Source organism: Kitasatospora sp. NPDC091276 (assembly GCF_040684355.1).
Classification (GTDB): domain Bacteria; phylum Actinomycetota; class Actinomycetes; order Streptomycetales; family Streptomycetaceae; genus Kitasatospora.
Genome location: NZ_JBFBFU010000003.1, coordinates 191745 through 217615, shown reverse-complemented (window position 1 = coordinate 217615; position 25871 = coordinate 191745). Strand labels below are relative to the sequence as shown.

The following is a 25871-nucleotide window of genomic DNA, read 5'->3' as shown; positions in this document are numbered from 1 at the left end:
CACCACATGTACCGGCCGGCGGCTGAAATACCGACGGCAGAAAACCCCGGGGGGTATTTCCTTGTCTGCTGTCCGCGCCCGTCGTTCCCGCTCCACCGTCCTCACCGCCGCCACCCTCGGCGTGCTGCTGGCCACCGGCGCGGTGCTTTCCTCCCCGGCCGCGTACGCCTCCCAGGCGCCGGCCGCCGCCACCGCCCCCGCCCCGGCAGAGGGCACCGCGAAGGCCGCCGCGACCGCCCCCGCCGCGCCGGCCACGGCCGACAAGCCGTCGCTGAAGGTCAACGCACCGGCGACGGTCGGCCGCGGCGGACAGCCGGTCGAGTTCACCGAGACCATCACGAACCCCGGCACCACCGAGGCCTCGTTCACCCTGAGGATCGGCACGAGCGGCGCGGGCCCCATCGCGACGCACGCCATCAAGGTCGACTACCGCGACGCGGACGGCACCTGGAAGCCCGTCGCCGACACCGTCCCCGGCCTGACCGTCGCCGCCGGCGCCACCAGGACCGTCCAGCTGCGCCTCACCACCGAGCTCGCCGCCTACTGGTCCAACCAGGACTCGACCGTCACGCTCAGCTCCGCCGTCCTCGACGCGACCGGTACCACCGTCCTCGACGGGAGCACCGACCAGGTCGCGGCCAAGGCCCTCACCGTGCAGGTCAAGGACGCGCCGACCACCGCCGTCGCCGGCGGCGCCCCGGTCGAGTTCGACGTCACCGTGACCAACCCCAGCGCCTCCCGCTACACCACCGTCGACAAGGTCGTGGAGGCGGACCAGCACAGCACGCTCCAGGTGCGGAAGGCCGACGGCACCTGGGAGAACATCACCGGCACCCCCAGCAGCCAGCCGGGCTCCGACCGGGTCACGTACCACCTCACCGACGACAGGACCATCGCCGCCGGCAGCAGCGACACCCGGCACGTCCGCTTCGCGTTCACCGCCGACGCCCCGCTCGGCACGGCCTACATCCACCCGTGGGCGATGGTCGACCAGGGCAGCGGGGCCATGCAGGCGATCGTCGGCCCCCAGTTCGTCGCGATCGACGTCACCGCCGCCCCGGCCACCGCCAAGCCGGCGCTGACCGTCCAGGAGCCGTCCCCGATCGGGTTCGGCGGCGAGCCCGTCGAGTTCTCCGAGACCGTCACCAACCCGGGCACCGCCGAGGCCCCGTTCACCCTGAAGCTCAACGTGAGCAACGTGCACGCCCGGGTGCGCGACGCGTTCGCCATCGAGTACCGCGACGCCGACGGCACCTGGAAGCCGGTCGAGCTGACCTTCGAGCAGAGCGACAGGGCCTTCAACTTCAGCGGCAAGGTCACCGGCCTGACCGTCCCCGCCGGCGCCACCAGGACCGTCCAGCTGCGGCTCGCCGCCGTGGGCAACAACGACGCGGGCGGCTACAACCAGCCGACCAAGCTCTACTCCGCCGTCGTCGACCCGGCGGCCGAGGACACCGTGCTCGCCGAGGCCACCAAGGACGTCGCGGTGAAGTCGCTGGCCGTCCAGCTCAGGAACGCGCCGACCACCGCCGTCGTCGGCGGCGCCCCGGTCGAGTTCGACGTCACCGTCGACAACCCCAGCGCCTCCCGGTTCGGCAAGCTCGCCACCATCCTGTGGGTCGACCCGCACAGCGTCCTGGAGATGCAGAAGGCCGACGGCGCCTGGGAGACCGTGCCCGGCACCCCGGGCCCCCAGTCCGGCGGCCCCGCCCGCTACCTCCTCAGCGGCGACGGCCTCGCGGCAGGCGCGACCATCACCAAGCACGTCCGCCTCGCCTACACCGCCGAGGCCAAGGTCGGCCAGACCTTCGTCAACCCGTCCGCCCTCATCAACGAGGGCACCGCCCACGCCGCCGACGCGGGCCCGCAGGGCAGCGCGATCCAGCTCACCGCTGCGACCGCCGACACCTCCGGCGTCGACACCGGCCCCGTCATCCGGACCACCTACACCACCGGCACCGCCGACGAGACCGACACCACCGGCACCACGGGCACTACGGGCACCACCGCCCAGCTGGCGGGCGGCCAGCTCGCCCACACCGGGTCGGACGGCGTCATCAGGACCGCGGCGGGCGCCGCCGCCCTGCTCGTCAGCGGCATCGGCGCGCTCTTCGTCGCGCGCCGCCGCCGCAGCGCCTGACCACCCCCGTCCGAGCCCCGGCTCCCCGGCTCCGCCCGGCGAGCCGGGGCTCGGCGCTTTCCGGGGGACACGTCCCAGGGCCCAGGAACGGATCAGGCAGTCTCCCGGCGCCGCTACGGCAGGGCGACCGCCCGCAGGTAGGCCTCGGCGAAGAGGTCGATGGACTCCTCCAGCGAGGGCAGTCCGGCGCCGAGCACCGGTTCGTGGACCGGCCGCAGCAGGATGTGGTTGATCAGCGGGCCGAACAGCAGCTGGCCCAGCACCGGGAGCGGCAGCGGCCGCAGCCGTCCGGCCTCGACGTGCGGCAGCAGCAGCCGGCCGAGGCCGTCGAACAGTCGCGGCAGGTGGGCCGCCATCATCCGGGAGGCGGGGCCGTCCGGCCGGGCGAACAGGTCGGCGAAGACCGCCGGCATGACCCGGGGCCGACGGTCGAAGGCCGCGGCGAAGGCGCGGTGAAGTGCCCGGACGGTGTCCTCCAGGCACTCCGGCGGGTTCGCGGCGAGCGCTTCCAGGTCCGGCAGCGGGCCGTACTGGAGGAAGACGGCGGTGAGCAGGCCGTCCCGGCCCTCGAAGACGGTGTGCAGGCTGGGCAGCGAGCACTCGGCGCGGTCCGCCACGGCGTCCAGGGTGACCCCGCCCAGGCCGCGTTCGGCCACCAGCCCGGCCGCCGCCGCGATCGCGCGCTCCCGTACCGGCGGCCGTCCGCCCGGGTCGACGCCCGCCTGCCGGACCGCCTCGTCCAGCGGTGCCCGGCAGCCGCCGAGCCTGCGCAGCAGGGTACTGCGGGAGATTCCGGCCGTCGCGGCGATCGCCGTCAGCGGGACGTCCGCGACGTCCTGGCCCCGGTCCTTCGCCGCCGCGAGGGCGGCCGCCACCAGATCCTTCATGTGAAGCAGCATACTACTTGACACCTGAGACGGTTCCAGAGACTCTGTAAATGCAAGTTCCACACGGAAGGTGATCAACCGAGCACAGCAAGGGAGAGAGCCATGAGCGTCGTGATCTCCGGGGGCGGACCGGCCGGAATGATGTTGGGCCTGCTGCTGGCCCGGGCGGGTGTCGAGGTGACCGTGCTGGAGAAGCACGGGGACTTCCTGCGGGACTTCCGCGGCGACACCGTCCACGCCTCCACCGTGCGACTGATGGACGAACTCGGCCTCGGCCGGAAGTTCGCCGCGCTGCCGCAGAGCCGGCTCGGCAACCTGGTGGTGCCGGTGCCCGGCGTCGGCCAAGTCCCGCTGAGCGCCTACGACCGGCTGCCCGCGCCGTACAACTACATCGCGATGATGCCGCAGTGGGACCTGCTCAACTTCCTGGTCGAGGAAGCCCGGCAGGAGCCCACCTTCACCCTGCGGATGAACACCGAGGCCACCGGGCTGATCCAGGAGAACGGCCGGGTGGCCGGCGTGCGCTACCGCACCCGGGACGGCGAGCAGGGCGAGCTCCGCGCCGACCTCACCGTCGGCACCGACGGCCGGCACTCGACCCTGCGCAAGGCGGCCGGCCTGGTGGCCGAGGAGTACCCGGTGCCCTTCGACGTCTGGTGGTTCCGCCTGCCCCGGCACGCGGAGGAGCAGGCCGCGCCGCCCAGCCTCGTCGCCGGCTTCGGCAACGGCGAACTGGCCCTCAGCATCGCCCGCGACGGCTACTTCCAGATCGCCTACTTCAAGCCCAAGGGCTCCGACCCGCAGCTGCGCGCCGAGGGCGTGGAGCGCTTCCGCGAGCGGATCGCCCGGCTGCTGCCCCAGTACGCCGACCGCGTCGACCAGTTGGCGGGCATGGACGACGTCCACATGCTCGACGCCCGGCTCAACCGGCTGGACCGCTGGTACACCGACGGCCTGCTGCTGATCGGCGACGCCGCCCACGCGATGTCCCCGGCCGGCGGGGTGGGCATCAACCTCGCCATCCAGGACGCCGTCGCGGCCGCCACCCTGCTCGCCGAGCCGCTGCTGCGCGGCCGCCCGACCACCGCCGCACTCGCCCGGGTGCAACGGCGGCGCCAGATGCCGACCGTGGTCATCCAGCGGTTGCAGCGGATCCTGCACGGCGTGATGTTCGCCCCGGCGCTCACCGGCCGGCGGTCCGGCCCGCCGATGGGATTCGCCGCGCTCGTCCGCCACGTCCCGGCGGTCCGGCTGGGCATCTCCCGCCTGATCGCCTTCGGCCCCCGCCCCGAACACGCCCCGGCCTTCGCCCGACGGCCCACGGCGTAGCCGGCCGCCGTACGGGCCGGAGACCGGCCGTTCGGGCGGGAGGCTTCCGGGGAAGGACCGAGGGCATGACGATCCCTCACCGCTCGACCGGCACCGGCGACCACCACGTCCTGGTCCTGCACGACTGGTTCGGCACCAGCGCGGGCTGGGGGCCCTTCCTCGACTACCTCGACGGCAGGGCCTTCAGCTACGCGTTCCTCGACTACCGGGGCTACGGGGAGCGCAAGGACGTCACCGGCTCCTACACGCTCGCCGAGATCGCCGCCGACACGCTCGCCCTGGCCGACCAGCTCGGCTGGGACCGCTTCTCGCTGATCGGCCACTCGATGGGCGGCAAGGCCGCGCAGCAGGTGCTGGCCGAGGCGCCGCTGCGGGTGCGCAAGCTCGTCGGCCTGGCACCCGTCCCCGCCGGGGCCTACCCGCTGGACGCCGACGGCGAGGCGCTGTTCTACGGCGCCGCCGAGGACCGCGAGAAGCGGTACGCGATCCTCGACCTGGTCACCGGACAGCGGGCGGGCCGGGTCTGGCTGGACCGCATGGTCGACCAGTCGCTCCGACTCTCCACGCCCGAGGCCTTCGGCGGGTACGTGCGGGACTGGGCGACGGCCGACCTGGAACGCCGCATCAGCGGAAACCCCGTCCCCGTCAAGGTGATCGTGGGCGCACACGACCTCGCCCTGACCGCCGACGTGATGCGCGGCACCTGGCTCGCCCACTACCCCAACGCCGAACTGGAGGAGCTCGGCGGCAGCGGCCACTACCCGATGTACGAGACGCCGGTGGCGCTGGCCACCTCACTGGAGTCCTTCCTGCACAACTGACACCCGCCTTCACCCGACCGGGTGCGCTTCGCGGCGAGGGGCGGGGACCTGTAGCAGGCTCGTCCGCATGACTGACGATCCGTCAGTGCAGTCGCCTCGACCTCGCGGAGATCTCCATGGCCAACGTCCCGAAAGACCTCAAGTACACCAAGAACCACGAGTGGGTGCGGACCACCGGCAAGGACAAGGCCCAGGTGGGCATCACCGACTTCGCGCAGAAGCAGCTCGGTGACATCGTCTTCGTCGACGTCCCCACCGCGGGAAAGCAGCTCGAATCCGACGAAGCGTTCGGCACGGTGGAGTCGGTCAAGTCGGTGAGCGATATCTTCATGCCGCTCACCGGAACGGTCACCGCGGTGAACGAGGGCCTGAGCGACGAACCCGAGCTGATCAACACGGACCCGTACGGCGACGGCTGGATCGTCGAGCTCACCGCCACCAAGCCCGACGAGCTGAAGCAGTTGCTCACGGCCGCCCAGTACGAGGCCTTCATCTCCGACCGTTCGGAGTAGCCGCCCCGGGCCGAGCGCACAGGAAGTCGGACTCGCCGACTTCCTGTGCGCAGCCAGCACCCGGTCAGGTGGCGGAGGCCAGGGCGAGGTCGGCGCGCGAAGCACTCGGGGGCGCACGCGAGTTGGCGCGCGCCTGATAGACGATGGCGCATGAACCGGAGACCCGCAAGCATGGGGCGTCTCATGGTTCTCGCCTACGTTCGAGACATGACAGATAAGCGAGTTGATGGCACGTCACCTGTGCTGGCGGTCGGCGTCCCCGGAGCGGTCGAGCGACACGTCGGGCTGCAGCTCGCCGCCGCCGGGGTGCGGGTGCGGACGCTGACGCAGCGGGCCCTGCTCGACCCGGCATCGCTGGAGGCGGCGGTCCAGGGGGCAGGCGCGGTACTGCTGGGGTGGCCGTTCCCCACGGCGGACGAGGCGGCGGACGCGGTGGGGGTGCTGGCCCGGGAGGCCGGGCGGGTGGTGCTCCTCTCCTCGCCGGCCGTCCGGGCCGAGGGCGAGGTGGAGGCGCTGCTCGCCGGGAGCGGGGTCCGGCACACGGTGCTGCGGGCGCACGGGTTCACCGCCGCGCTCCAGTGGGCGGAGGAGATCCGCTCCGGGGGCGCCGTACAGGGCTACGGCGGCGCGGCCGGACTGAACCCGGTGGACGAGCGGGACATCGCGGCGGTCGCCGTCCGCGCCCTCACCGAGGACGGCCACGACGGCGCGCGCTACCTGCTCACCGGCCCGGAGTGCCCCACCCAGGCGGAACAGGTGGACATCATCGGCGAGGCCGCCGGCCGCCCGGTGAAGTGGCAGGAGATCCCCCGCGAGGCGGCCCGCCGCCGCATGTCCGCCACCGGTCGGCCCGGAGCGGCCGTCGACAGCGCACTGGACTTCGTCCACGCCCGCATCACCACCCCGAACCCGGCCACCACGACGGTCCAGGACCTCACCGGCCACCCACCCCGCAACTTCCGCACCTGGGCCACGGATCACGCCGCCCTGTTCCGCTGACCCGGCTAGGCTCGGACGAGACGAGAGGAGCGCCCTGTGAGTCAGCCGGTGTCGAATGGAACCGAACTCATCCCTCGGCCTGAGAAGACCCCCGCGGCGATCAAGGCCGCGCTCGCCGTGGTGGCTGCCGACCGGCTTCCGGAGATGGTGGAGGGGCAGACCAGAGCCATGGCGGCGGCCATCGAGGCAGGCAGCGTCAACCCGATCCGCGCGTTCGTTGCCCACTGGGCCACCGTGGTGGAGATCGAGCGGGTCCCGGCCACGGCGCAGACCTACCACCGGGAGAACTACCTGGCCAACCACGCCGCAACCGTTGAGGAGTGCCGCCGACACGCCACGGAGGTCGCCGTGCTGTACCGGTCCGCCTTCTCGGCGGTGAACGGGTGAGCTGGAGCTGGGAGTACCTGCCCAGCGAGGAGCACGTCACCGGCGGGGCACCGGCCGGTTTCCTCTCGGCAGTCGAGCAGAAGGCCGCCGAACTGGTTCGGGCAGCCGAAGCGCTCTACCTGGATGGCACCACGTACGAGGGCAGTGGCGAGCCCATGCAGTGCCTCGACGTCGCCGGAGGACTGATCACTTGCTACATCGTCCCCCGACTCGAACTCGTCGTCGTCTGCCAGCTGACCCCGCCGCTCACCTGATCCAGGTCTCCCGAGGCGACGGGGTCCACGCACGTGACTCCGCGGGGCTCAGACCCCGAGCCCGCGGATGATCAGGTCCAGCAGGGCGAAGGCGAACAGCGAGATGCCCACGAAGCCGTTGGTCTGGAAGAAGGCCCGGTTCAGCTTGGACAGGTCGTTCGGCTTGACGATGGTGTGCTCGTAGACGAACGCCCCCGCGACGACGACCAGGCCGACCCAGAACGCCGCGCCGGCGTGGGTCCGGAGCGCGAACCACCCCAGCAGGAGCGTCGTGACGAGGTGGCACACCCGCGCGCCCCGGATGGCCGCCGGGATGCCGAAGCGGGCCGGTACCGACCGCACCTTGCCGTGCCGGTCGGACTCGACGTCCTGGCAGGCGTAGATGAGGTCGAAGCCGCCGATCCACACGCCGACCGCGACGCCCAGTACGAGGGCGTCCCACGACCAGGTGCCGGTCACCGCGAGCCAGGCGCCGACCGGGCCCATGGCCTGGGCGAGGCCCAGGATGGCCTGCGGGAAGTCGGTGAAGCGCTTGCCGTACGGGTAGACCACCATCGGCACGACGGCGACCGGCGCGAGCGCCAGGCAGAGCGGGTTGAGCATCGCCGCCGCGCCGAGGAAGACGATCAGCGCCACGGCCGAGCCGGCGTACGCCGTCTTCAGCGACACCGCACCCGTGACGAGTTCGCGCGAGGCCGTGCGCGGGTTCCGGGCGTCGATCTCGCGGTCGATGATCCGGTTGGCGGCCATGGCGAAGGTGCGCAGGCCGACCATGCAGACGGTGACGATGAACAGCTCGCCCCAGTGCACCCGCTTGTCGGCGAGGAACATGGCCGTCAGTGCGGCGGTGTAGGCGAAGGGCAGGGCGAAGACCGAGTGCTCGATCATCACCAGGCGCAGGAAGGCCTTCGTGCGCCCGGGCGTCTCGACCGCAGCGGTGCTCACAGTCCGTACTCCGGGAGACCCCCGCCGGTGCGGGGAGCGGCAGCCCCCTGCGTCTGGTCCGACCCCATAGTGCCGTATCTCCTCACAGTCCGTATTCCTTCCAGCGACGGGTCACTCGTTCGGCGGTGGCCGGGTCCGACTCGACCATCTCGGGCCACCCGCCGTCCCGGGTGTACCCCTCCTCGGGGAGCTTGCGGGTCGCGTCGATGCCGGCCTTGCCGCCCCAGAACTGCTGGTAGGAGGCGTGGTCGAGGTGGTCGACCGGGCCCTCGACGACGGTGAGGTCGCGGCTGTAGTCGACGTTGCCGAAGGCCCGCCAGGCGACCTCCTGGTAGTCGTGCACGTCGCAGTCGGAGTCCACCACGATGATCAGCTTGGTCAGCGACATCATGTGGGCGCCCCAGATGGCGTGCATCGTCTTCTGGGCGTGCTTGGGGTACTTCTTGTCGATCGAGACGATCACGCAGTTGTGGAAGCCGCCGGCCTCGGGCAGGTCGTAGTCGACGATGTCCGGGATGATGATCTTCAGCAGCGGCAGGAAGAACCGCTCGGTGAACTTGCCCAACGGGCCGTCCTCGGTCGGCGGGCGGCCGACCACGATGGACTGGAGGATCGGACGGCGGCGCATCGTCACGCAGTCGATCTTCAGCGCCGGGAACGGCTCCTGCGGGGTGTAGAAGCCGGTGTGGTCGCCGAACGGGCCCTCGGGGAGCATCTCGCCGGGCTCCAGCCAGCCCTCCAGCACCACCTCGGCGTCGGCCGGGACCTGGAGCGGGACGGTCTTGCAGTCGACCATCTTCACCCGCTCCCCGGCGACGAAGCCGGCGAACAGGTACTCGTCGATGTCGCCGGGCAGCGGCGCGGTGGCCGCGTAGGTCACGGCGGGCGGGCAGCCGAAGGCGATCGCGACCGGCAGCCGCTCGCCGCGCTTCGCGGCCACCGCGTAGTGGTTGCGGCTGTCCTTGTGGATCTGCCAGTGCATGCCGATGGTGCGGCGGTCGTGCCGCTGGAGCCGGTAGAGCCCGAGGTTGCGGATGCCGCTGTCCGGGTCCTTGGTGTGGGTGAGGCCCAGGTTGAAGAAGGAGCCGCCGTCCATCGGCCAGGTGAACAGGGCGGGCAGCTCGTCCAGGTTGACGTCGTCGCCGGTGAGCACGACCTCCTGGACCGGCGCGTCACCGGACTTCACGTGCCGGGGCGGCACGTGCGCCATCGAGGCGAGCTTGCCGAAGGCGTCCCGGAAGCCGGTGAAGCCCTGCGGCAGCTCGGGCTTGAGCAGGCCGGCGATCTTCTCCGAGATGTCGTCCGGGCCCTTGAGGCCGAGCGCCTTGGCGAGGCGCCGCTCGGTGCCGAAGACGTTCATCGCGAGCGGCATCGACGAGCCCTTGACGTTCTCGAAGAGCAGCGCGGGGCCCTTGGCCTTCTGGACCCGGTCGACGATCTCGCCGATCTCCAGGTGCGGGTCCACCTCTGCCTTGATGCGCTTGAGGTCGCCCTCACGGTCGAGTGCCCGCAGGAACGAGCGGAGATCGTCGTATGCCATGCCTGTCAGTATCCGCCACCGGATAGCCTGGCTCCGTCAAGGGCCCCGGGAAGGCACCCGCCCCGACCGCCCCGCAGGGAGATCGCCGCCGTGCTGAGAATTCTTCTGACCATCATCCTTCCGCTCGCGCTCTGGGTGTGGGCGTTCATCGACTGCCTGACCACGCCCGAGGACCAGGTGAAGCACCTGCCCAAGCCGTTGTGGGTGCTCATCGTGCTGCTGTTCCCGCCGGTGGGCCCGATCGCCTGGCTGGTGGCCGGCAAGCAGCGCGGCCTCCTGCGGACGGGGGCGGCCGACGACGCCGACGGCCGTCCGGGGCAGCCGGTCCGGCGCGACGGCCGCCCGCTCGCACCGGACGACGACCCCGAATTCCTCGCCTCGTTGAAGAGGAGCGACAAGGATCACGAGGACATGCTGAAGCAGTGGGAGGCCGATTTGCGCCGCCGCGAGCAGGAGCTGCGGGGCGAGGACGAGCCCGAGGACGGCCGAAAGAGCTGATCGGAGCCACTGGGGGGATCCCCCGGACAGCCCACCCGGACGGCATCGGGTGGGCTGTGGTGTTTTTGGCGCTTCCCTACGACTCGGCGCCGTCTAGCACGGATCCGCACCGGCGCCCGACCGGACTTGAGCGGGGCTTGAGCAAGGCGCAAGAGAGCCGCCCTACATTACTGAACAACAGCCCTGACCTGCACTTTTCTTCATGTTCAGATCATCGGGCCATCACCTGACCGACAGCCCCCGGTATTCGAACGGACACCCAGCGCTCCGGCTTCGACACCACCCCTTCTGTGCAGGCCTGACATCTAAACGGACCTGACCTTGTACGGAATCGACGCCGAAACCAACGCACGGCCCCTCGTACAGTCATAAGTGAAGAAAGTGATTCGCAGCCGGGGGCACAGCAGACGTTGGCTGTCGGACAGTTCCCTCACCCTTGGAGTGGTTCGAGATGACGGTTGTGCATGAGGCGCCAGTCGACGGCGAGGTCCCCGAGGTCGCGGCCGACGCCCGCGGGCGGGTCGCCGAGCTGCACGAACTGCGCGAGAAGGTGCGGCGCGGCCCCAGCGAGAAGGCCACCGAGGCCCAGCACGCGAAGGGCAAGCTGACCGCCCGCGAGCGCATCGACCTGCTGCTGGACGAGGGCTCCTTCCACGAGGTCGAGCCGCTGCGCCGGCACCGCGCCCAGGGCTTCGGCCTGGAGGCGAAGAAGCCGCACACCGACGGCGTGATCGTCGGCTGGGGCACCGTGCACGGGCGGACCGTCTTCACCTACGCGCACGACTTCCGGATCTTCGGCGGCGCGCTGGGCGAGGCCCACGCGCAGAAGATCCACAAGATCATGGACATGGCCATCGCGGCCGGAGCCCCCCTGGTCTCCCTCAACGACGGCGCCGGCGCCCGCATCCAGGAAGGCGTCACCGCCCTCGCCGGCTACGGCGGCATCTTCCAGCGCAACACCAAGGCCTCCGGCGTCATCCCGCAGATCTCCGTCATGCTCGGCCCCTGCGCCGGCGGCGCCGCCTACTCCCCCGCGCTGACCGACTTCGTCTTCATGGTCCGCGAGACCTCCCAGATGTTCATCACCGGACCCGACGTCGTCCAGGCCGTCACCGGCGAGAAGATCAGCCAGAACGGCCTCGGCGGCGCCGACGTCCACGCCGGCGTCTCCGGCGTCTCCCACTTCGTCTACGACGACGAGCAGTCCTGCATCGAGGAAGTCCGCTACCTCCTCTCCCTGCTCCCCCAGAACAACCGCGAGATGCCGCCCCCCGCCGTCAACGACGACCCCGTCGAGCGCCGCAACGACACCCTCCTCGACCTCGTCCCCGCCGACGGCAACCGCCCCTACGACATGCGCAAGGTCATCGAGGAGATCGTCGACCACGGCGAATACCTCGAAGTCCACGAACGCTGGGCCACCAACGTCCTGTGCGTCCTGGCCCGCATCGACGGCCACGTCACCGGCATCATCGCCAACCAGCCCCAGTCCCTCGCCGGCGTCCTCGACATCAACGCCAGCGAGAAGGCCGCCCGCTTCGTCCAGATGTGCGACGCCTTCAACATCCCCCTCGTCACCATGCTCGACGTCCCCGGCTTCCTGCCCGGCGTCGACCAGGAGCACGACGGCATCATCCGCCACGGCGCCAAACTCCTCTACGCCTACTGCAACGCCACCGTGCCCCGCATCCAGCTCATCCTGCGCAAGGCCTACGGCGGCGCCTACATCGTCATGGACTCCCGCTCCATCGGCGCCGACCTCTCCTACGCCTGGCCCACCAACGAGATCGCCGTCATGGGCGCCGAAGGCGCCGCCAACGTCATCTTCCGCCGCGACATCAGCGCCGCCGAAGACCCCGACGCCATGCGCGCCCAGAAGATCAAGGAATACAAGAACGAACTGATGCACCCGTACTACGCGGCCGAACGCGGCCTCGTCGACGACGTCATCGACCCCGCCGAGACCCGCCAGGTGATCGCCTCCGCCCTGGCCATGCTCCGCACCAAGCACGCCGACCTGCCCAGCCGCAAGCACGGCAACCCGCCGATGTAACGCCCGCGCCCACGCGCGGCCCGCAGCACGCAGTTCCGAGCGACCACCACACACCACAAGCCACCGGGGGAGAAAACCAGACCATGACTGCTTCCGCCGAACCCCTCGTCCGTATCGTCCGCGGCTCGCTCTCCGACGAGGAGCTGGCCGCCCTCACCGCCGTGCTGATGGCCCGGGCGGCCGTCGCGCAGCAGGCCGCCGCGACCGCGCAGGTCGAGCCGATCGCCAACTGGCAGCGCCTGGAGCGCCGCCCGGCCTACTACTCGCCGGTCAGCTGGCAGCAGGCCGCCTGACGGCCCGGAACCTCCCGCGACGGCCGGTCACCCCACCCGGGTGGCCGGCCTTCCGGCCTTCCCGGCGGCCCGGACCACCGGGCCCGGCCGGTCCGACCACCGGGTGTCCGCTCCGCCCCGGCGCGGCTCGGTAGAATACCTACTGGACGGTATGCGGCCCGCCGCCCCGTCGGCCCCCATAGGATCGGCCGCTGCCGATGGACCAGAACTATCCAGGGAGGCTGCGATGGCCAGGCAGGCCCGCGCGCTGGCGACCCGCCAGACGGTACTCCTCGCGGCGGCCGAGGTGTTCGACGAGCGGGGCTACGCCGCCGCCACGATGTCCGAGATCCTGGACCGGGCCGGTGTCACCAAGGGCGCGCTGTACTTCCACTTCCGCTCCAAGGAGGAGCTGGCGCTCGCCGTCATCGAGGGGCAGGGCGCCTGGCTGGGCACCTGGCAGCCGTCCTCGGACAGCCCGGTGCAGACCCTGATCGACCTCGGGTACGCCTTCGCCCACGCCCTCCAGGACGACCCGCTGGTGCGCGGCAGCATCCGGCTGACGATCGAGCACGGCAGCTTCACCCAGCCGCAGATCGCCGCCTACCAGGGCTGGTCCGACGTGGCCCGCGGGCTGCTGGAACGCGCCCGGGACGCCGGGGACCTCCACCCGGGGATCGATCTGGCGGCCGCCGCCGGGGTGATCACCGGGGCCGTCACCGGGATCCAGCTGAGCTCCCAGGTGCTGACCGACCGGCGGGACCTGATCCAGCGGATGTCCGACCTGTGGACGCTGGTGCTGCCCGGCCTGGTCCAGCCGCACGCGCTCGCCCGGCTGAGCGTCGCCGAGCGCGTGCCCTCCTAGGGGCTCAGGGGCTCTCCTCCGGATCACGCCGGGCGCTCCGGGGCACCTCCCGCGACGCCTCCCGGGCGTTTCTCAGGGCGCTTGCCGGAGCTGTCCGCCCACGGCCGCTCGGAGCCGGTAGCCGGCGCAGTGCTCCACCGCCACCAGGGCCGGCAGCGCGGCCGCCCAGAGCCGGCCGACGGCCTCCGGCCCGGGCCGGTCGGCCTCCTCGGCGGCGAGCAGCACCTGGCCGGCCGCCATCGTCGTCAGCAGTTCGGCGGCGGCCCGGCGGTCCAGCCCGGGGCGCAGCTCGCCGGCCTCGGCGGCGCGGTCCAGCAGCCGGTGGACGACGGCGGTGAGGCTGCGCCAGGCGGCGTCCGCGCCGGGCGGGCCGTCCGGGGTGTCGGCCCGGGGTGGGCCCTGGCGGCCGAGCCGGACGCCGGCCCGGACCATCACGTCCTCGCGCAGCAGCCGGGCGAGTTCGTGCGAGAAGTCGATCAGGCCCTGGAGGGCCGGTCCGCCGGAGCGCAGGGCGCGCAGCGCGGCCGAGCCGATCTCGCGCCCGGCGGCGGCGCGCACGCCGTCGGCGAGGGCCTGCTTGGAGACGAAGTGGAAGTAGAGGGCGCCCTTGCTCACCCCGGCCCGGCGGCTGATGTCGACCAGGCTGGCGGCCTCGAAGCCCACGCCGGCGAACGTGTCCGCCGCGGCGAGCAGCACGGCACGCCTGGTCCGCCCCGCGCGTTCCTGCTTGACCACTGGGCCCCTCCGGACTCGGCCGGACGCGTTTCCCCCCGCCCGCCCCGCTGCTGTCAGCGCGCCGCCGTTGGGGGCGACGCCTCGCATGCGGACGGCGCCGACCGAAACCGCATGGTTGGTATCTAATCTAGCTCCTTCGCCGACCCCGCCGTCCAGTGGGGAGCACCCCCACCCCGGGCCTGCCACCCCCTGGGCGGCCATTACCCCAGTCCAGAGGCCGGGTAGCGTGGTCGCGTCGGGCTGCGCGGCAGGGGCCACCCCAGACGCAGAAGAGAAACCGGGTGGTCTGTATGTTTTGTTTCAGGCGGCCGTACCGGCCGCTCGACCGCCACCCTGGAGTAGGGCCCGTCATGCCATTGATCGTAGAGCCGGACGCCCACGGTCCGTACGCCCACCCCGGTCCCGGCTACGACTTCCACGAGCGGACCGTCTCCCGCCACCTGGTGCACCGCACCTCGGTGTCCGAGGTGTTCCTCACCGGCTGGCAGGCCACCGGTCCGTACGACTTCCTGCTCGGCGCCCAGTGGCCCCGGCTGCACGCCTTCTACCGCCTGCCCGGGGACCGCTTCCACGACCCGGTGCTGATGGCCGAGACCATCCGGCAGGCCGGACTGCTGATCGGCCACGCCGGCTTCGGGGTGCCGCGCGGCCACCACTTCGTCATGGAGGACCTCTCCTACGCGCTCGGCCCGGACGGCCTGCGCGGCCTGGCCGTCACCACCGGACCGGCCTCGCTGATGCTCGCGGTCGGCTGCGAGGACGTCCGGATGCGGCACGGGCGGCTGGTCTCGCTGCGGGTGCACATCGACATATCCCGGGACGGCCACCCGATCGGCCACGGCTCCGGCCAGTTGCGGGTCGTCTCCCCCGCCTCCTACGCCCGGCTGCGCGGCCCCGAGCGGCGGGCCGCCACCCTGCCCCGGCCGCCCGCGCCCACCGCGCCCGAACTGGTCGGCCGCGCACAGCCCACGGACGTCGTGCTCAGCCCCACCCTGCGGCCCGACACCTGGCTGCTGCGCACCGACGCCGGGCACCCGGTGCTGTTCGACCACGAGCTGGACCACGTGCCCGGGATGCTGGTGCTGGAGGCCGCCCGGCAGGCCGCCCAGCGGCTGCGCCACCCCGAACCGGTGGTGCCGGTCGAGCTGGTGACGTCCTTCGACCGCTACATCGAGCTGGACCGGCCCTGCCTCGTCCAGGCGGTCCACGAGCAGGCGCCGGACGGCCGCCGGCTGCCCGTCCGGGTGCTGCTGGTCCAGGACGGGCGGACGGCGGCCGACTGCCGGCTGCTCACCGAACCGATCGACGGTCCCGCCGACGGATCGGCGGACAGGCCGGCCGACAGGCGGGGTGACAGATCGGGCGACAGACCGGGCGAGCCGCCGACGGTGCCCGCCCGGCGGGAGGCCTTCGACGACCGCCCCGCCGGCCAGGGCATCGGCAGCCCCCGGCTGCCACTGGCCAGTTGAACCGGCCTCCCCCGAGCGCCCCCTGAGCACCCCCTGGGCTCCCTCGACCGCCCGCTAGGCGGCGACCAGCGCCGACGGCCGACCGGCGTGCATCACGCTGAGGTTGGTGGCCAGCCGGACCGGGTCCTGGGCCAGCCAGAGCCGCAGCGCCGCGCCCAGCATCGCGCTGGCCGACTCGATCCGGACCTCGGTGACCTGCGCGATCCGTGCCGCGCCGGGCACCAGCAGGTCGGCCAGCGGGGTCGGCAGCCAGACCGTCAGCGCGCACGGCGCCGGCGCCGCCAGGGCGCCCAGCAGGCGGTAGGCGTCCACCGGCGAGCTGAGCGTGGGGATGATGTCCAGCAGGCCGTCGGCCACCACCTCGGACACGTCGCTGCGGTGTCCCTGGGCGAGCCGGCGGAGCAACGTGCGCTCGGCGGCGGTGATTCGGACGGTCAGCATGACCTCGTCGCACTCCATTGCGCGATTTCCTCCTCGTTCCTCCCCGTGCCGGCCGGCGGCCGGCACGAACTACCCCTGTCGCACCTCGGCCCGGCTACCTTCTGCGGAGAGCCGGGCCGGTGGGTGACTGTGTGCCCCGGTCAGATCCCCGCGTAGGAGTGCTTGCCGGTGACGAAGATGTTCACGCCGTAGTAGTTGAAGAGCCAGCAGGCGAAGGCCGCCAGCGCCAGGTAGGCCGCCTTGCGGCCCTTCCAGCCGGCCGTCGCGCGGGCGTGCAGGTAGCAGGCGTAGGCGACCCAGGTGATGAACGACCAGGTCTCCTTCGGGTCCCACTCCCAGTACTTGCCCCAGGCCGCCTCGGCCCAGATCGCGCCCGCGATGATGGTGAAGGTCCAGAGCGGGAAGACCAGGGCGTTGATCCGGTAGGACAGCTTGTCGAAGGTGGACGCGGCGGGCAGCCGGCGCCAGACCGACGCCGGGGTGCCCAGCGGGCCGGTGGTCAGGCCGGCCGCGATCCGCTTGTCGAAGGAGTCCTTGCCGAGGTAGAGCAGCGTGGCGATGAACGCCGCGTAGAAGGCGCCGCCGCAGAAGATCGCGGTCGAGACGTGGATCGCCAGCCACGGCGAGTGCAGCGCCGGGACGAGCTGCTCGGAGTCGGTGTAGAGCACCGTGGTGGCGATGCCGAGGGTCAGCAGCCCCGCGAGCACGACCGGCAGGCCGAGCCAGCGGACGTTCTTCTTCGAGGCCAGCAGCACCAGGTACGCCGCCGTCATGGCGAAGGCGAAGGCGCAGGAGAACTCGTACATGTTGCCCCACGGCCAGCGGGAGACCGAGAGGCCGCGGGTGACGATGCCGCCGGCGTGCAGCAGGGCGCCCAGCACGGTGAGCGAGACCGCGATCCGGCCGGCCAGGTCGGCCCGGGTGCTGTTGCCGGCCGCGCCCGGACCGTCCTCCTCGTCCGCGCCGCGCCCGCTGGTGACCACCGTCGCGCCCTCGCCCGCCAGGGCGGTGCGGGTGAGCGTGGTGGTGCCGCCGCCGGCCCCCGCCACGGTGACGGTGACCTTCTTCGCGCCCTTCGTCCCGGCGACGGTCTCGGACAGGCTGCCCGACTGCTCCGTCGAGCGAACGGCGACGGCGCCCTTGCTGCCGAAGGTCCACTCGATCATGTGGGCGAACATGGCGAGCGTGTAGACCACCATCGCCGAATAGATCAGCTTGTTGGAGAGGTCGGCCAGCTGTGGGTCGACCCCCGAGGCGAGATGCACCGTCTACTCCTTGGAGTTCTGGTCGGCAGGGACTGCGGGTTCTGCGGGTGCGTCCGAAGCCGCGGCGGCCTCGGGTCCGGGGGCCTCGGCTGCGGGATCCTCGGCTGCGGGATCCTCGGGCGCGGGGCCTTCGGGTGCGGCGTCGTCCTCGTCCTCCGACGCCGGGGCGTCGTCCTGGAGGTCCACCGCGAGTTCGGCCAGCTCCTCGGCGATCTTCGCCGACTCACTGCGGGCCAGACCGGCCAGCTCCACCTGGGTGCCGCCGCCCGGCAGGGCGACCGCGCGCACCCAGATCCGGCGGCGCTGCACGAACAGCGAGCCGATCAGGCCGAGGATCGCCAGCACCGCACCGGTCAGGGCGATCGTGTTGCCCGGGCGGTGCGAGACGTTGAAGCTGGCCCACTGCTTGTAGCCCTCGAAGGTGACGCTGCCGTAGCCGTCCGGCAGGTCCCAGGCCTGGCCGGGCTTGAGCCGGGCCTTGGCGGGCTGGCCGTCCTGGGTCAGCTGGGTCAGCTTGCGGTCGTTGAGCTGGTAGATGTTCTGCGGCAGGCCGGAGTCGGTGCCCAGGTCGCCCGCGAAGGCGTTCAGCACCAGCTCGGGGGCGGCGTCGCCGGGGTAGAGCGAGACCGGGCCGGTGCCCTCGAAGCTCAGCGGCGCGGTCGGCAGGAAGAAGCCGGAGAAGCCCATCTGGGTCGGGTTGCCGTCCGGGCCAGCGCCGTAGTCGGAGACCTTCACGACACCGGTCGAGGTCAGGTTGCTGTCCTGCGGCAGGAACGGCACGGCACCCCGGTAGACGACGTCGCCCTTGCCGTTCTTGACGGTGATGACCGGGGCGTAGCCGTGGCCGATCAGGAAGACCTTGCTGCCGCCGATCTCCAGCGGGTGGTTGACCTCGATCGTGCCCTGCTTGAGCTTCGAGGTGTCCTCGCCCGCCGTGTACTCGACGTTCGCGGTGAACTGCCGGGCGGCGCCGATCTGGTCGCCCTTGTCCTGGAACTTGGCGGTGAACCCGTTCAGCTTCAGGTAGAAGGGGTCGAGGTCCTCGGTGCCGTAGAACCGCGTGCCGTTGAAGTCGTCGAGCTGGGTGATGGTGTTGGAGTAGCCCTCGCCCTCGACCATCAGCTTGCCGCCGGTGCCGGACGCCAGGCTGGCCCAGGCGAAACCGCCGAGCAGCGCGAACAGCGACATGTGGAAGAGCAGGTTGCCGACCTCGCGCAGGTAGCCCTTCTCTGCGGCCACCGAGCCGCCGGCCAGGTTGGCGCGGAACCGGCGCTTGCGCAGCAGCCGGTGGGCGGCGGCGTTCACCGCGTCGGCGTCCGCCTCGGTGCGCCAGGCCGCGTAGACCGGCATCCGGGTCAGGTTGCGCGGCGCGGCCGGCGGCTGGGCCCGCAGCACGCCGACGAACTGCCAGGTGCGCGGGACGATGCAGCCGGCCAGCGAGACGAACAGCAGGATGTAGATCGCGGAGAACCAGACCGAGCTGTAGACGTCGAACAGCTGGAGCTTCTCGTAGATCGGCGCGACCGTGGTGTGGTGCGTCTTCCACGCCTCGACCTTGAGCAGGCCCTGGCCGTTCTGGTACTGCGGGATCAGCGAGCCCGGGATGGCGGCCAGCGACAGCAGGAAGAGCAGGATCAGCGCGACCCGCATCGAGGTCAGCTGGCGCCACATCCAGCGCGCCCAGCCCAACACCCCTATGCCGGTCGGGCCCTCGGACTCGACCGGCGCGCTGCTGAGCCGCTCGGCGGCCGCGTCGTCCGGCGCCGGGGGCAGCTCGGCCTCGGTCGTGGTCTTGCTCACGGTCAGATTCCGATCGAGAAGTCGGCGGTCCAGGACTGCAGTTCGCTCATCGTCGAGTCCCAGATGCCGGTGACGAGCAGCAGACCGACCGCGACGAGCATGCCGCCGCCGATCCGCATGACGAGCGGGTAGTGCCGCTTGACCCAGCCGAAGGCACCCAGGGCCCGGCGGAAGGCCAGCGCGGCCACGATGAACGGTACGCCCAGTCCCAGGCAGTAGAAGGTCATCAGCAGGGCGCCGCGCTCCGCGTCGGCCTGGTTCAGGGCCAGGTTCTGGACGGTCGCCAGGGTCGGGCCGATGCAGGGCGTCCAGCCGACGCCGAACACCATGCCGAGCAGCGGGGCGCCCAGCAGGCCGACCGCCGGGCGGCGGTGGGAGCGCACCTCGCGCATGCTCAGGCCGGGGACGAGGCCCATGAAGGCGAGGCCCATCACGATGGTCAGCGCGCCGAGCACGATCGAGATGACCCGCTTGTGCGCCTGGAGGGTGTCGCCGAACTGGCCGAACAGCGCCCCGCCCGAGACGAAGACCGCGGTGAAGCCGAGGATGAACAGCGTCGCCCCGAGCAGCATCCGGCCGCGCCGCGCACCGCGGGCGTCCGCGAGGTCTGCGGCGGAGAAGCCGGTCACGTACGACAGGTAGCCGGGGACGAGCGGCAGCACGCAGGGCGAGAAGAACGACACCAGCCCGGCCGCCAGCGCGATCGGCGCGGCCACCAGCAGTGCCCCGCTCTGGAGGGTCCCGGTGTTGTCGGCGAGCTGTAGCGGCAGGCTCACTGCTTCGGCTCCGCGACCACCGGCTGGAGGATGGACTCCAGCGCGTCCTGGGTCGTGCCGCCGACGGCGCGGGCGGCCAGCTTGCCGTCGCGGTCGACGATCAGGGTGGTCGGGAGCGACTGCAGGCTGAGGCTGCCCTTGGGGAACTTGAGCAGCTGGGTGCCCGCCGGGTCGAAGATGCTCGGGTAGGTGACGCCCTGCTCCTGCTCGAAGCGGACGGCGTTGGTCTTGTCGCTGTCCCGGGTGTTGACGCCGAGGAACTGGACGCCCTGGTCCTTGTACTTCTCCGAGACGGCCTGGAGGCTCTTCGCCTCGGCCCGGCACGGCCCGCACCAGGAGCCCCAGACGTTCAGCACCACGACCTTGCCGTGGTAGTCCGAGAGCTTGGTCTGGCCGCCGTCCAGGGTCTCCCCGGAGATGTCCGGTGCGCTCCCGCGCTTGCCGGTGTCCACCTTCGACAGGTTGGTCCCCTTGACGGTGACGAAGCCGACCTGGCCTTCGCCGCTGCCCGACGAGCCCGAGGACGAACAGCCGGTGAGGACGAGCGCAGCGGCGGCGACAGTGGCGGCAGCTGCGGCGACACGGGGACGGGGGCGCGCCATGGCAGACATGTGAAAAGTTTCGCATGGAGTTCCGGGCAGGTTCGCCGGGGTCCTCCCTAGCGCGTCGCACCCCCTCTGACCTGTGACGGAGTCGGGCCGCCCGGCTCTCGCCGGGCGGCCCGATCCCATACTTACGCGGGGTTTACCAACGGCCCCGCGGGCTCACGCGCCGAAGCTCTTGCCCACCGGCTTGTCCTTGCCGCCCTTGCCGATCAGGTGCGCGGGCAGCAGGTCGCGGGCCGGCTCGCGGTAGCCGACCGAGACGATCTTGTCGCCCTCGAAGGTGAAGCTGGTCAGCGAGGCCAGCGAGCACTGCCGGCGGCGCGGGTCGTGCCAGAGCCGGCGGCGCTCGACGAAGGAGCGGACGATCCAGATCGGCAGCTGGTGGCTGACGCAGACCGCCTCGTGCCCGCGCGCGGCGTCCCGGGCGGCGCCGAGCGCGCCCATCATCCGCACCACCTGGTCGAGGTAGGGCTCTCCCCAGGAGGGCTTGAACGGGTTGGTGAGGTACTTCCAGTAGCCCGGGTTCCGCAGCGAGCCGTCGCCGACGCCGAAGGTCTTGCCCTCGAAGATGTTGTCCGCCTCGATCAGCCGCTCGTCCGCCGCGACGTCCAGGCCGTGCGCCTTGGCGATCGGCCCGGCGGTCTCCTGGGCCCGCTCCAGCGGGGACGCCACCACGTGGGTGATGTCCCGGCCGGCCAGGTCCTCGGCGACCCGCTCGGCCATCTCCCGGCCCAGCTCGGACAGCCGGTAGCCCGGCAGGCGCCCGTACAGGATGCCCTCCGGGTTGTGCACCTCACCGTGCCGCATCAGATGGACGACGGTGATCTCTTTGGCGCTCACTTCTCAGTACTCCTGGGGCTCGCAGGGATGGATCGGGGCCTGGGTCCTGTCCGGCCTAGACCGTGGCCGCGGCGGCCGCGCGGGCGGCGGCCGGAAGGGCGGCGGCGATCCGCTCGATCGCCCGCTCGTCGTGGGCCGCCGAGACGAACCAGGACTCGAAGGCGGACGGCGGCAGGTAGACACCCTCGGCGAGCATCGCGTGGAAGAAGGCGGTGAAACGGTACGCCTCCTGGGTCTTGGCCTCGTCGTAGTTGGTGACGGCGGCCTCGGTGAAGAACACCGAGAACATGTTCCCGGCGGTCTGCAGCCGGTGCGTCACGCCCTCCTTGGTGAGCGCCTCCGACACCAGGCCGGAGATCTCGGCGGCGACCTTGTCCACGGTCGCGTACACCTCGTCGGTGCAGCCGCGCAGTTGGGCCAGGCCGGCCGCGGTGGCGATCGGGTTACCGGACAGGGTGCCCGCCTGGTAGACCGGGCCGGCCGGGGCCAGGTGGGCCATCACGTCGGCGCGCCCTCCGAAGGCCGCGGCCGGGAAGCCGCCGCCCATGACCTTGCCGAAGGTCAGCAGGTCCGGCGCCCAGCCCTCGTTCGCCGCCTCCAGGCCGTACCAGCCGGCCTTGGAGACGCGGAAGCCGGTCATCACCTCGTCCGAGACGAACAGCGCGCCGTTCGTCCGGCAGAGCCGGGCCAGGCCCGCGTTGAAGCCGGGCAGCGGCGGGACGACGCCCATGTTGCCGGGCGAGGCCTCGGTGATCACGCAGGCGATCTCGCCCGGGTGGGCGGCGAAGGCCTGCTCGACGGCGGCCAGGTCGTTGTAGGGCAGCACGATGGTGTCGCCGGCCTGGGCGCCGGTGACGCCCGGGGTGTCCGGCAGGCCGAAGGTGGCCACGCCCGAACCGGCGGCGGCCAGCAGGGCGTCCACGTGGCCGTGGTAGCAGCCGGCGAACTTCACCACCTTCGCGCGCCCGGTGAAGCCGCGGGCCAGCCGGATCGCGGACATGGTGGCCTCGGTGCCGGAGGAGACCAGGCGGACCTGCTCGACCGGGGCGACCCGGCCGACGATCTCCTCGGCCAGCTCGACCTCGCCCTGGCCGGGCGTGCCGAAGGAGGTGCCGCGGGTGACCGCCTGCTGGACGGCGTCGATCACCGCGGGGTGCGCGTGGCCGAGGATCATCGGGCCCCACGAGCACACCAGGTCGACGTACTCGCGGCCGTCGGCGTCGGTGAGGTAGGGGCCGGTGCCGGACACCATGAAGCGCGGCGTGCCGCCGACCGCGCGGAAGGCGCGCACCGGGGAGTTGACGCCGCCGGGCGTCACGACGGAGGCGCGGTCGAACAGCGACTGGGACTGGGGGGCTTCGTAGGGGTAGCTCACGGGAGACATGGTCTCAAATCGTGTCCTTGAGCTCTGCATGTCGGACCCGATCATCTGGAACGATGATCCGGGCACCGTTGTCTGTACGGTGGTCCGTACAGACGGGGCCGCTGACTGCTCCGGAGCACGGACCAGTCAGACTGTGCACTCAGAGTGCGCAAGTGTTCCGGTTGTGTGCAGGGGTGTGGAGAGGACTGCCGCGTACCGCGAGTGGGTACGGCGGCGCATGACGGGTAAGGAGCACGTCCGGAGGGACGCCGGACGTGCGGGGGTCTGTCGATTCCGGCGAATTCCGGTGAGGATGGTCCGAGTGTCCGAGGCGCAGGACGGCTACGACGAGGCTGCGGGGGGCTCCCGCAGGCCCGCCGAAACCGCACGCGGGGGTAAGGGAGCGGGCACGGGTCGTGGCCGCCGCGGCGGCGAGAGGCGGGGTGAGGGACGCGTGGGGGTGACGTACAAGTACTTCGGCGCACCGGACCGCGCCACCGCCGCCAGAGTCCCCACCGCCCTCGGACCGGGCGGGCTCGGCCTGGACGCCGGCGAACTCGGCTCGCTCGGGCGGCTCGGGGACCTGATGGAGACCAGCGGCTCCCCCAACGGCCACCTCTCCACCAAGATCAAGCCGGAGACCATGAGCGCCATGGTCCTCACCGGCATCCAGGGCGTCCCGCTGCACCAGGTCCCGCCGCTGGAACTCGTCGTGCTGCACCCCGACTACGCCGTCGTCCAACTCCCGCAGAACGTCGTCGAACCGCTCCGCAAGGCCGACGAGACCGAACTCGGCGCCGCCGCCTTCATCTGGTCCACCGTCCCCGACCGGCGCGGACCGCGCGACGCCTTCGTGATCTACAGCATGCTGCACGAGTGGCAGGACTTCGCCAACCGCCTCCACGAGGCCGGGCACCAGCTGTACTGCCTGGTCTGGCCGTAGGACTTCCCGGAATCCTTCGCCCCGCCCGCCGAACGGCGGCCGGGACGAAGGGATGTGACCTCGCGTCAGCTCGTCCGGGCGCGGCGCGCCCGCCGTACCGCCCGTTCGCTCTCCACCGGCTCCGCCAGCGGCCCGTCCACCAGGCGCGTCAGCGCCGACACGAACACGTCCCGCTCCGGGCCGGGCAGCGACTCCAGCACCTCCCGGTGCACCCGGTCGGCGATCGCGGTGCCCCGCTCGACGGCGCGCTCGCCCGCCTCGGTGACGGAGATGATCCTGGCCCGGCGGTCGGTCGCGGACGGGCGGCGCTCGGCCAGGCCCGCCTTCTCCAGCTCGTCCACGGTGACCACCATGGTGGTCTTGTCCAGGTCCGACAGCTCGGCCAGCTGGATCTGGGTGCGCTCGGTCTCCTGCGCGTGGAACAGCACGGAGTACGCGCGGGGGGTGATCCCGAGCTCGGTGAAGGCGGCCGCCATCCGGGTCGCCAGCACGTGGCTCGCGTGGTCCAGCAGGCCGGAGATGTCACGGATCTGGCGCACGGGCGGGGTCGTCGTCATACGTCCGAGATTAGCAACGGCCCGTCCGCTGCCGGATGATCCCGTTGGCAACCAACTCCGGGTCTACGGGATGCCCAACTCGAACAGCGCATACCCCGCGTACCAGCCCGCCGCCACCACCGGCATCGCGAGCAGGCCGACCAGCGAGGACGTCCGCACCCGGCGCAGTGCCACCGCCAGGCCGATGAACAGCGGGAAGGCCGGCAGCAGGTAGCGCGAGATGTTGCCGAAGATCTGGTTGCTGCTCAGCGCGGTGGCGATGGTGAGCACCGTGTAGACCACCAGCACCAGCGGCGGCCGGGTGCGCCACAGCAGCACCAGCAGTCCGGGCAGGGCCATCAGCAGGGCGATCGCGATCAGGTCCGGGGTGGGGTTGGACTGCCAGAAGTTCCAGTGCCCGGTGATCACGTCCATGACGGTGCGGACCGTGGAGGCGCCGCCGTCGAAGTAGCGGTTCCAGGCGCCCCGCTGGAGCTTGAAGTAGCCGCCCCAGTCGCCCATCCGGTAGCCGACCCAGACGACGTACCCGATCAGGCCCCACGGGGTGATCAGCATCGCGGTCAGCGGCCGGGCCACCCCGTCGGTGCGCCGGATCAGCGCCACCAGCGCGGCGATCGACACCGCGGCGATCAACGCGGCGGCGGTCGGCCGGTTGAGGCCCGCCACCAGCGCCAGCACGCCGGCCGTCAGCCAGTGGCGGGTCATCACGCAGTAGCAGGCCCAGGCGGACAGCGCGACGAACAGCGAGTCCGAGTAGACCGCCCACTCCACCCCCGAACCCGGGAACAGGCCCCAGATCACCGCGGCGATCATGCCCGCCCGGAAGCCGCCGAGCCGCTCCGCGATCGCGAAGATCCCCGCCGCCGCGACGAGCGAGGCGATCACCGAGACGGCGATCCCGGAGCCGTACGGGCCGAGCCCGGTGACCGCGCCGACCAGCCGCATCAGCCACGGGTAGAGCGGGAAGAAGGCGGCCGAGTTCTCGTAGTAGGAGGCCAGCGGCCAGCCGTGCATCGGGAGCAGCTGCGGGTCGTAGCCGTTCTCGGCGATCCGCTGGTACCAGACGCCGTCCCAGGTGCCCAGCACGTCCCACGGCTGGGCGCCGCCGCCGCGGCCCGGGTTCTTCTTGAGGTAGTCCCCGGTGTGCGACAGCAGCAGCATGAAGACCGTGAGGCCGATGGCCTTGACCACCGCGTACGCCCCGAGCGCGGGCGCGAAGCGCTCCACCAGGGTGCCGAACCGCCCGGGCCGCCGGCCCGCCCGCTCCTCGGAGCGCTCCGCGGGCCGCTCCGCCTCCGGCGCCGCGGGCGCGCCGGGCTCGGTGCTGGACGACTCGGTGCTCGATGCCGTGCTCATCTGCTCTGGGTACTCCCCGCCACGCTGGTGGTCCGCGCGGCTACGGCGCAGCGATTTCAGGTGAGCCTACGGCACGTCCCCACCTGCCCCGCGAACGCCCGCCCGCCCCGAAAACCCCGTGGCGGGGGCCCCCCCCCCGCGGGGGGGGGGGGGGGGCGGGGGGGGGCGGGGGCGAGGCGGGCGGAGACGAGGGGCGGCCGGGGGGGGGGCGACGGCGGG

The 25871-nt window shown here is 72.0% G+C and carries 26 protein-coding genes; 13 read left to right on the top strand and 13 right to left on the bottom strand.

Annotated features, from left to right (window positions below; translation table 11 throughout):
- Nucleotides 1–61: 61 nt before the first annotated feature.
- Entirely contained in the window at nt 62–2140 is a 2079-nt protein-coding gene (locus AB0O19_RS04955; RefSeq protein WP_363617853.1) for a hypothetical protein, read from the top strand.
- A 113-nt stretch (nt 2141–2253) separates the two neighbouring features.
- Here the strand turns inward: AB0O19_RS04955 and AB0O19_RS04950 are convergent, their stop codons facing one another.
- Entirely contained in the window at nt 2254–3027 is a 774-nt protein-coding gene (locus tag AB0O19_RS04950; RefSeq protein WP_350878474.1) for a TetR/AcrR family transcriptional regulator, read from the bottom strand.
- Nucleotides 3028–3129: 102 nt separating this feature from the next.
- Here AB0O19_RS04950 and AB0O19_RS04945 point away from each other — a divergent pair, with 102 nt between their 5' ends.
- From AB0O19_RS04945 to AB0O19_RS04920, 6 genes are all read left to right on the top strand, one after another.
- Entirely contained in the window at nt 3130–4356 is a 1227-nt protein-coding gene (locus tag AB0O19_RS04945) for an FAD-dependent oxidoreductase (protein ID WP_363617851.1), read from the top strand.
- Between the two features lie 65 nt (nt 4357–4421).
- Nucleotides 4422–5177, top strand: coding sequence for an alpha/beta hydrolase (locus AB0O19_RS04940; RefSeq protein WP_363579953.1), 756 nt, complete (start codon nt 4422–4424; stop codon nt 5175–5177).
- Nucleotides 5178–5293: 116 nt separating this feature from the next.
- Nucleotides 5294–5689 (top strand): glycine cleavage system protein GcvH, encoded by a 396-nt coding sequence (gcvH, locus tag AB0O19_RS04935; RefSeq protein WP_363617849.1) that lies wholly within the window; start codon nt 5294–5296, stop codon nt 5687–5689.
- A 207-nt stretch (nt 5690–5896) separates the two neighbouring features.
- Entirely contained in the window at nt 5897–6688 is a 792-nt protein-coding gene (locus AB0O19_RS04930; RefSeq protein WP_363617847.1) for a hypothetical protein, read from the top strand.
- A gap of 36 nt (nt 6689–6724) precedes the next feature.
- Complete coding sequence (locus tag AB0O19_RS04925) at nt 6725–7075, top strand: hypothetical protein (RefSeq protein ID WP_363579950.1); 351 nt, start codon at nt 6725–6727, stop codon at nt 7073–7075.
- Nucleotides 7072–7329 (top strand): hypothetical protein, encoded by a 258-nt coding sequence (locus AB0O19_RS04920; protein WP_363617845.1) that lies wholly within the window; start codon nt 7072–7074, stop codon nt 7327–7329. Before AB0O19_RS04925 ends, AB0O19_RS04920 begins: the two co-directional genes overlap by 4 nt.
- A 48-nt stretch (nt 7330–7377) precedes the next feature.
- On the opposite strand, the gene mqnP is transcribed toward AB0O19_RS04920, so the two are convergent.
- Together mqnP and AB0O19_RS04910 are read right to left on the bottom strand one after the other, a co-directional pair.
- Complete coding sequence (gene mqnP, locus AB0O19_RS04915; protein ID WP_363579948.1) at nt 7378–8274, bottom strand: menaquinone biosynthesis prenyltransferase MqnP; 897 nt, start codon at nt 8272–8274, stop codon at nt 7378–7380.
- A gap of 82 nt (nt 8275–8356) precedes the next feature.
- On the bottom strand, nt 8357–9814 hold the full coding sequence (locus AB0O19_RS04910; protein ID WP_363617843.1) for a menaquinone biosynthesis decarboxylase: 1458 nt from the start codon (nt 9812–9814) through the stop codon (nt 8357–8359).
- A gap of 90 nt (nt 9815–9904) precedes the next feature.
- Here AB0O19_RS04910 and AB0O19_RS04905 point away from each other — a divergent pair, with 90 nt between their 5' ends.
- From AB0O19_RS04905 to AB0O19_RS04890, 4 genes are all read left to right on the top strand, one after another.
- A complete protein-coding gene (locus AB0O19_RS04905; protein ID WP_363617841.1) occupies nt 9905–10312 on the top strand; it encodes a PLD nuclease N-terminal domain-containing protein in 408 nt (135 codons plus the stop codon).
- 451 nt (nt 10313–10763) lie between these two features.
- Nucleotides 10764–12365 (top strand): acyl-CoA carboxylase subunit beta, encoded by a 1602-nt coding sequence (locus AB0O19_RS04900; RefSeq protein ID WP_363617839.1) that lies wholly within the window; start codon nt 10764–10766, stop codon nt 12363–12365.
- A gap of 83 nt (nt 12366–12448) precedes the next feature.
- Nucleotides 12449–12658, top strand: a complete 210-nt coding sequence (locus tag AB0O19_RS04895; protein ID WP_063348879.1) for an acyl-CoA carboxylase subunit epsilon — start codon at nt 12449–12451, stop codon at nt 12656–12658.
- Between the two features lie 226 nt (nt 12659–12884).
- On the top strand, nt 12885–13502 hold the full coding sequence (locus tag AB0O19_RS04890) for a ScbR family autoregulator-binding transcription factor (RefSeq protein ID WP_350878465.1): 618 nt from the start codon (nt 12885–12887) through the stop codon (nt 13500–13502).
- Nucleotides 13503–13574: 72 nt separating this feature from the next.
- Here the strand turns inward: AB0O19_RS04890 and AB0O19_RS04885 are convergent, their stop codons facing one another.
- Complete coding sequence (locus tag AB0O19_RS04885) at nt 13575–14237, bottom strand: ScbR family autoregulator-binding transcription factor (protein WP_363617837.1); 663 nt, start codon at nt 14235–14237, stop codon at nt 13575–13577.
- 350 nt (nt 14238–14587) lie between these two features.
- Between AB0O19_RS04885 and AB0O19_RS04880 the strand changes: the two genes are divergently transcribed.
- A complete protein-coding gene (locus AB0O19_RS04880; RefSeq protein WP_363617835.1) occupies nt 14588–15706 on the top strand; it encodes a ScbA/BarX family gamma-butyrolactone biosynthesis protein in 1119 nt (372 codons plus the stop codon).
- 54 nt (nt 15707–15760) lie between these two features.
- On the opposite strand, the gene AB0O19_RS04875 is transcribed toward AB0O19_RS04880, so the two are convergent.
- The 7 genes from AB0O19_RS04875 to hemL all read right to left on the bottom strand — a co-directional run bounded on the left by AB0O19_RS04875 (nt 15761) and on the right by hemL (nt 22817).
- Nucleotides 15761–16147, bottom strand: a complete 387-nt coding sequence (locus AB0O19_RS04875) for a hypothetical protein (RefSeq protein ID WP_363579943.1) — start codon at nt 16145–16147, stop codon at nt 15761–15763.
- 140 nt (nt 16148–16287) lie between these two features.
- The gene (gene ccsB, locus AB0O19_RS04870) at nt 16288–17412 is read right to left on the bottom strand and encodes a c-type cytochrome biogenesis protein CcsB (protein WP_063348874.1); all 1125 of its coding nucleotides are present in this window, start codon (nt 17410–17412) and stop codon (nt 16288–16290) included.
- 3 nt (nt 17413–17415) lie between these two features.
- Nucleotides 17416–19212: a cytochrome c biogenesis protein ResB gene (locus AB0O19_RS04865; protein WP_363617833.1), complete on the bottom strand. Its 1797-nt coding sequence runs from the start codon at nt 19210–19212 to the stop codon at nt 17416–17418.
- Nucleotides 19213–19214: 2 nt separating this feature from the next.
- Entirely contained in the window at nt 19215–19988 is a 774-nt protein-coding gene (locus AB0O19_RS04860) for a cytochrome c biogenesis protein CcdA (protein ID WP_363579941.1), read from the bottom strand.
- Nucleotides 19985–20590, bottom strand: coding sequence for a TlpA disulfide reductase family protein (locus tag AB0O19_RS04855; RefSeq protein ID WP_363617831.1), 606 nt, complete (start codon nt 20588–20590; stop codon nt 19985–19987). The genes AB0O19_RS04860 and AB0O19_RS04855 overlap by 4 nt, the downstream gene beginning before the upstream one ends.
- Before the next feature lie 162 nt (nt 20591–20752).
- Nucleotides 20753–21400 (bottom strand): histidine phosphatase family protein, encoded by a 648-nt coding sequence (locus AB0O19_RS04850; RefSeq protein WP_079136296.1) that lies wholly within the window; start codon nt 21398–21400, stop codon nt 20753–20755.
- 88 nt (nt 21401–21488) lie between these two features.
- A complete protein-coding gene (gene hemL / locus AB0O19_RS04845) occupies nt 21489–22817 on the bottom strand; it encodes a glutamate-1-semialdehyde 2,1-aminomutase (RefSeq protein ID WP_363579939.1) in 1329 nt (442 codons plus the stop codon).
- A gap of 433 nt (nt 22818–23250) precedes the next feature.
- Between hemL and AB0O19_RS04840 the strand changes: the two genes are divergently transcribed.
- Nucleotides 23251–23739 carry a hypothetical protein gene (locus AB0O19_RS04840; RefSeq protein ID WP_063348869.1) on the top strand — a complete coding sequence of 163 codons (489 nt, stop codon included), beginning with the start codon at nt 23251–23253 and terminating at the stop codon, nt 23737–23739.
- A 65-nt stretch (nt 23740–23804) separates the two neighbouring features.
- Here AB0O19_RS04840 and AB0O19_RS04835 read toward each other — a convergent pair whose 3' ends face one another.
- Complete coding sequence (locus tag AB0O19_RS04835) at nt 23805–24296, bottom strand: MarR family transcriptional regulator (RefSeq protein ID WP_363579938.1); 492 nt, start codon at nt 24294–24296, stop codon at nt 23805–23807.
- 63 nt (nt 24297–24359) lie between these two features.
- Nucleotides 24360–25652 carry a glycosyltransferase family 39 protein gene (locus AB0O19_RS04830; protein ID WP_363617829.1) on the bottom strand — a complete coding sequence of 431 codons (1293 nt, stop codon included), beginning with the start codon at nt 25650–25652 and terminating at the stop codon, nt 24360–24362.
- Nucleotides 25653–25871 lie beyond the last annotated feature (219 nt).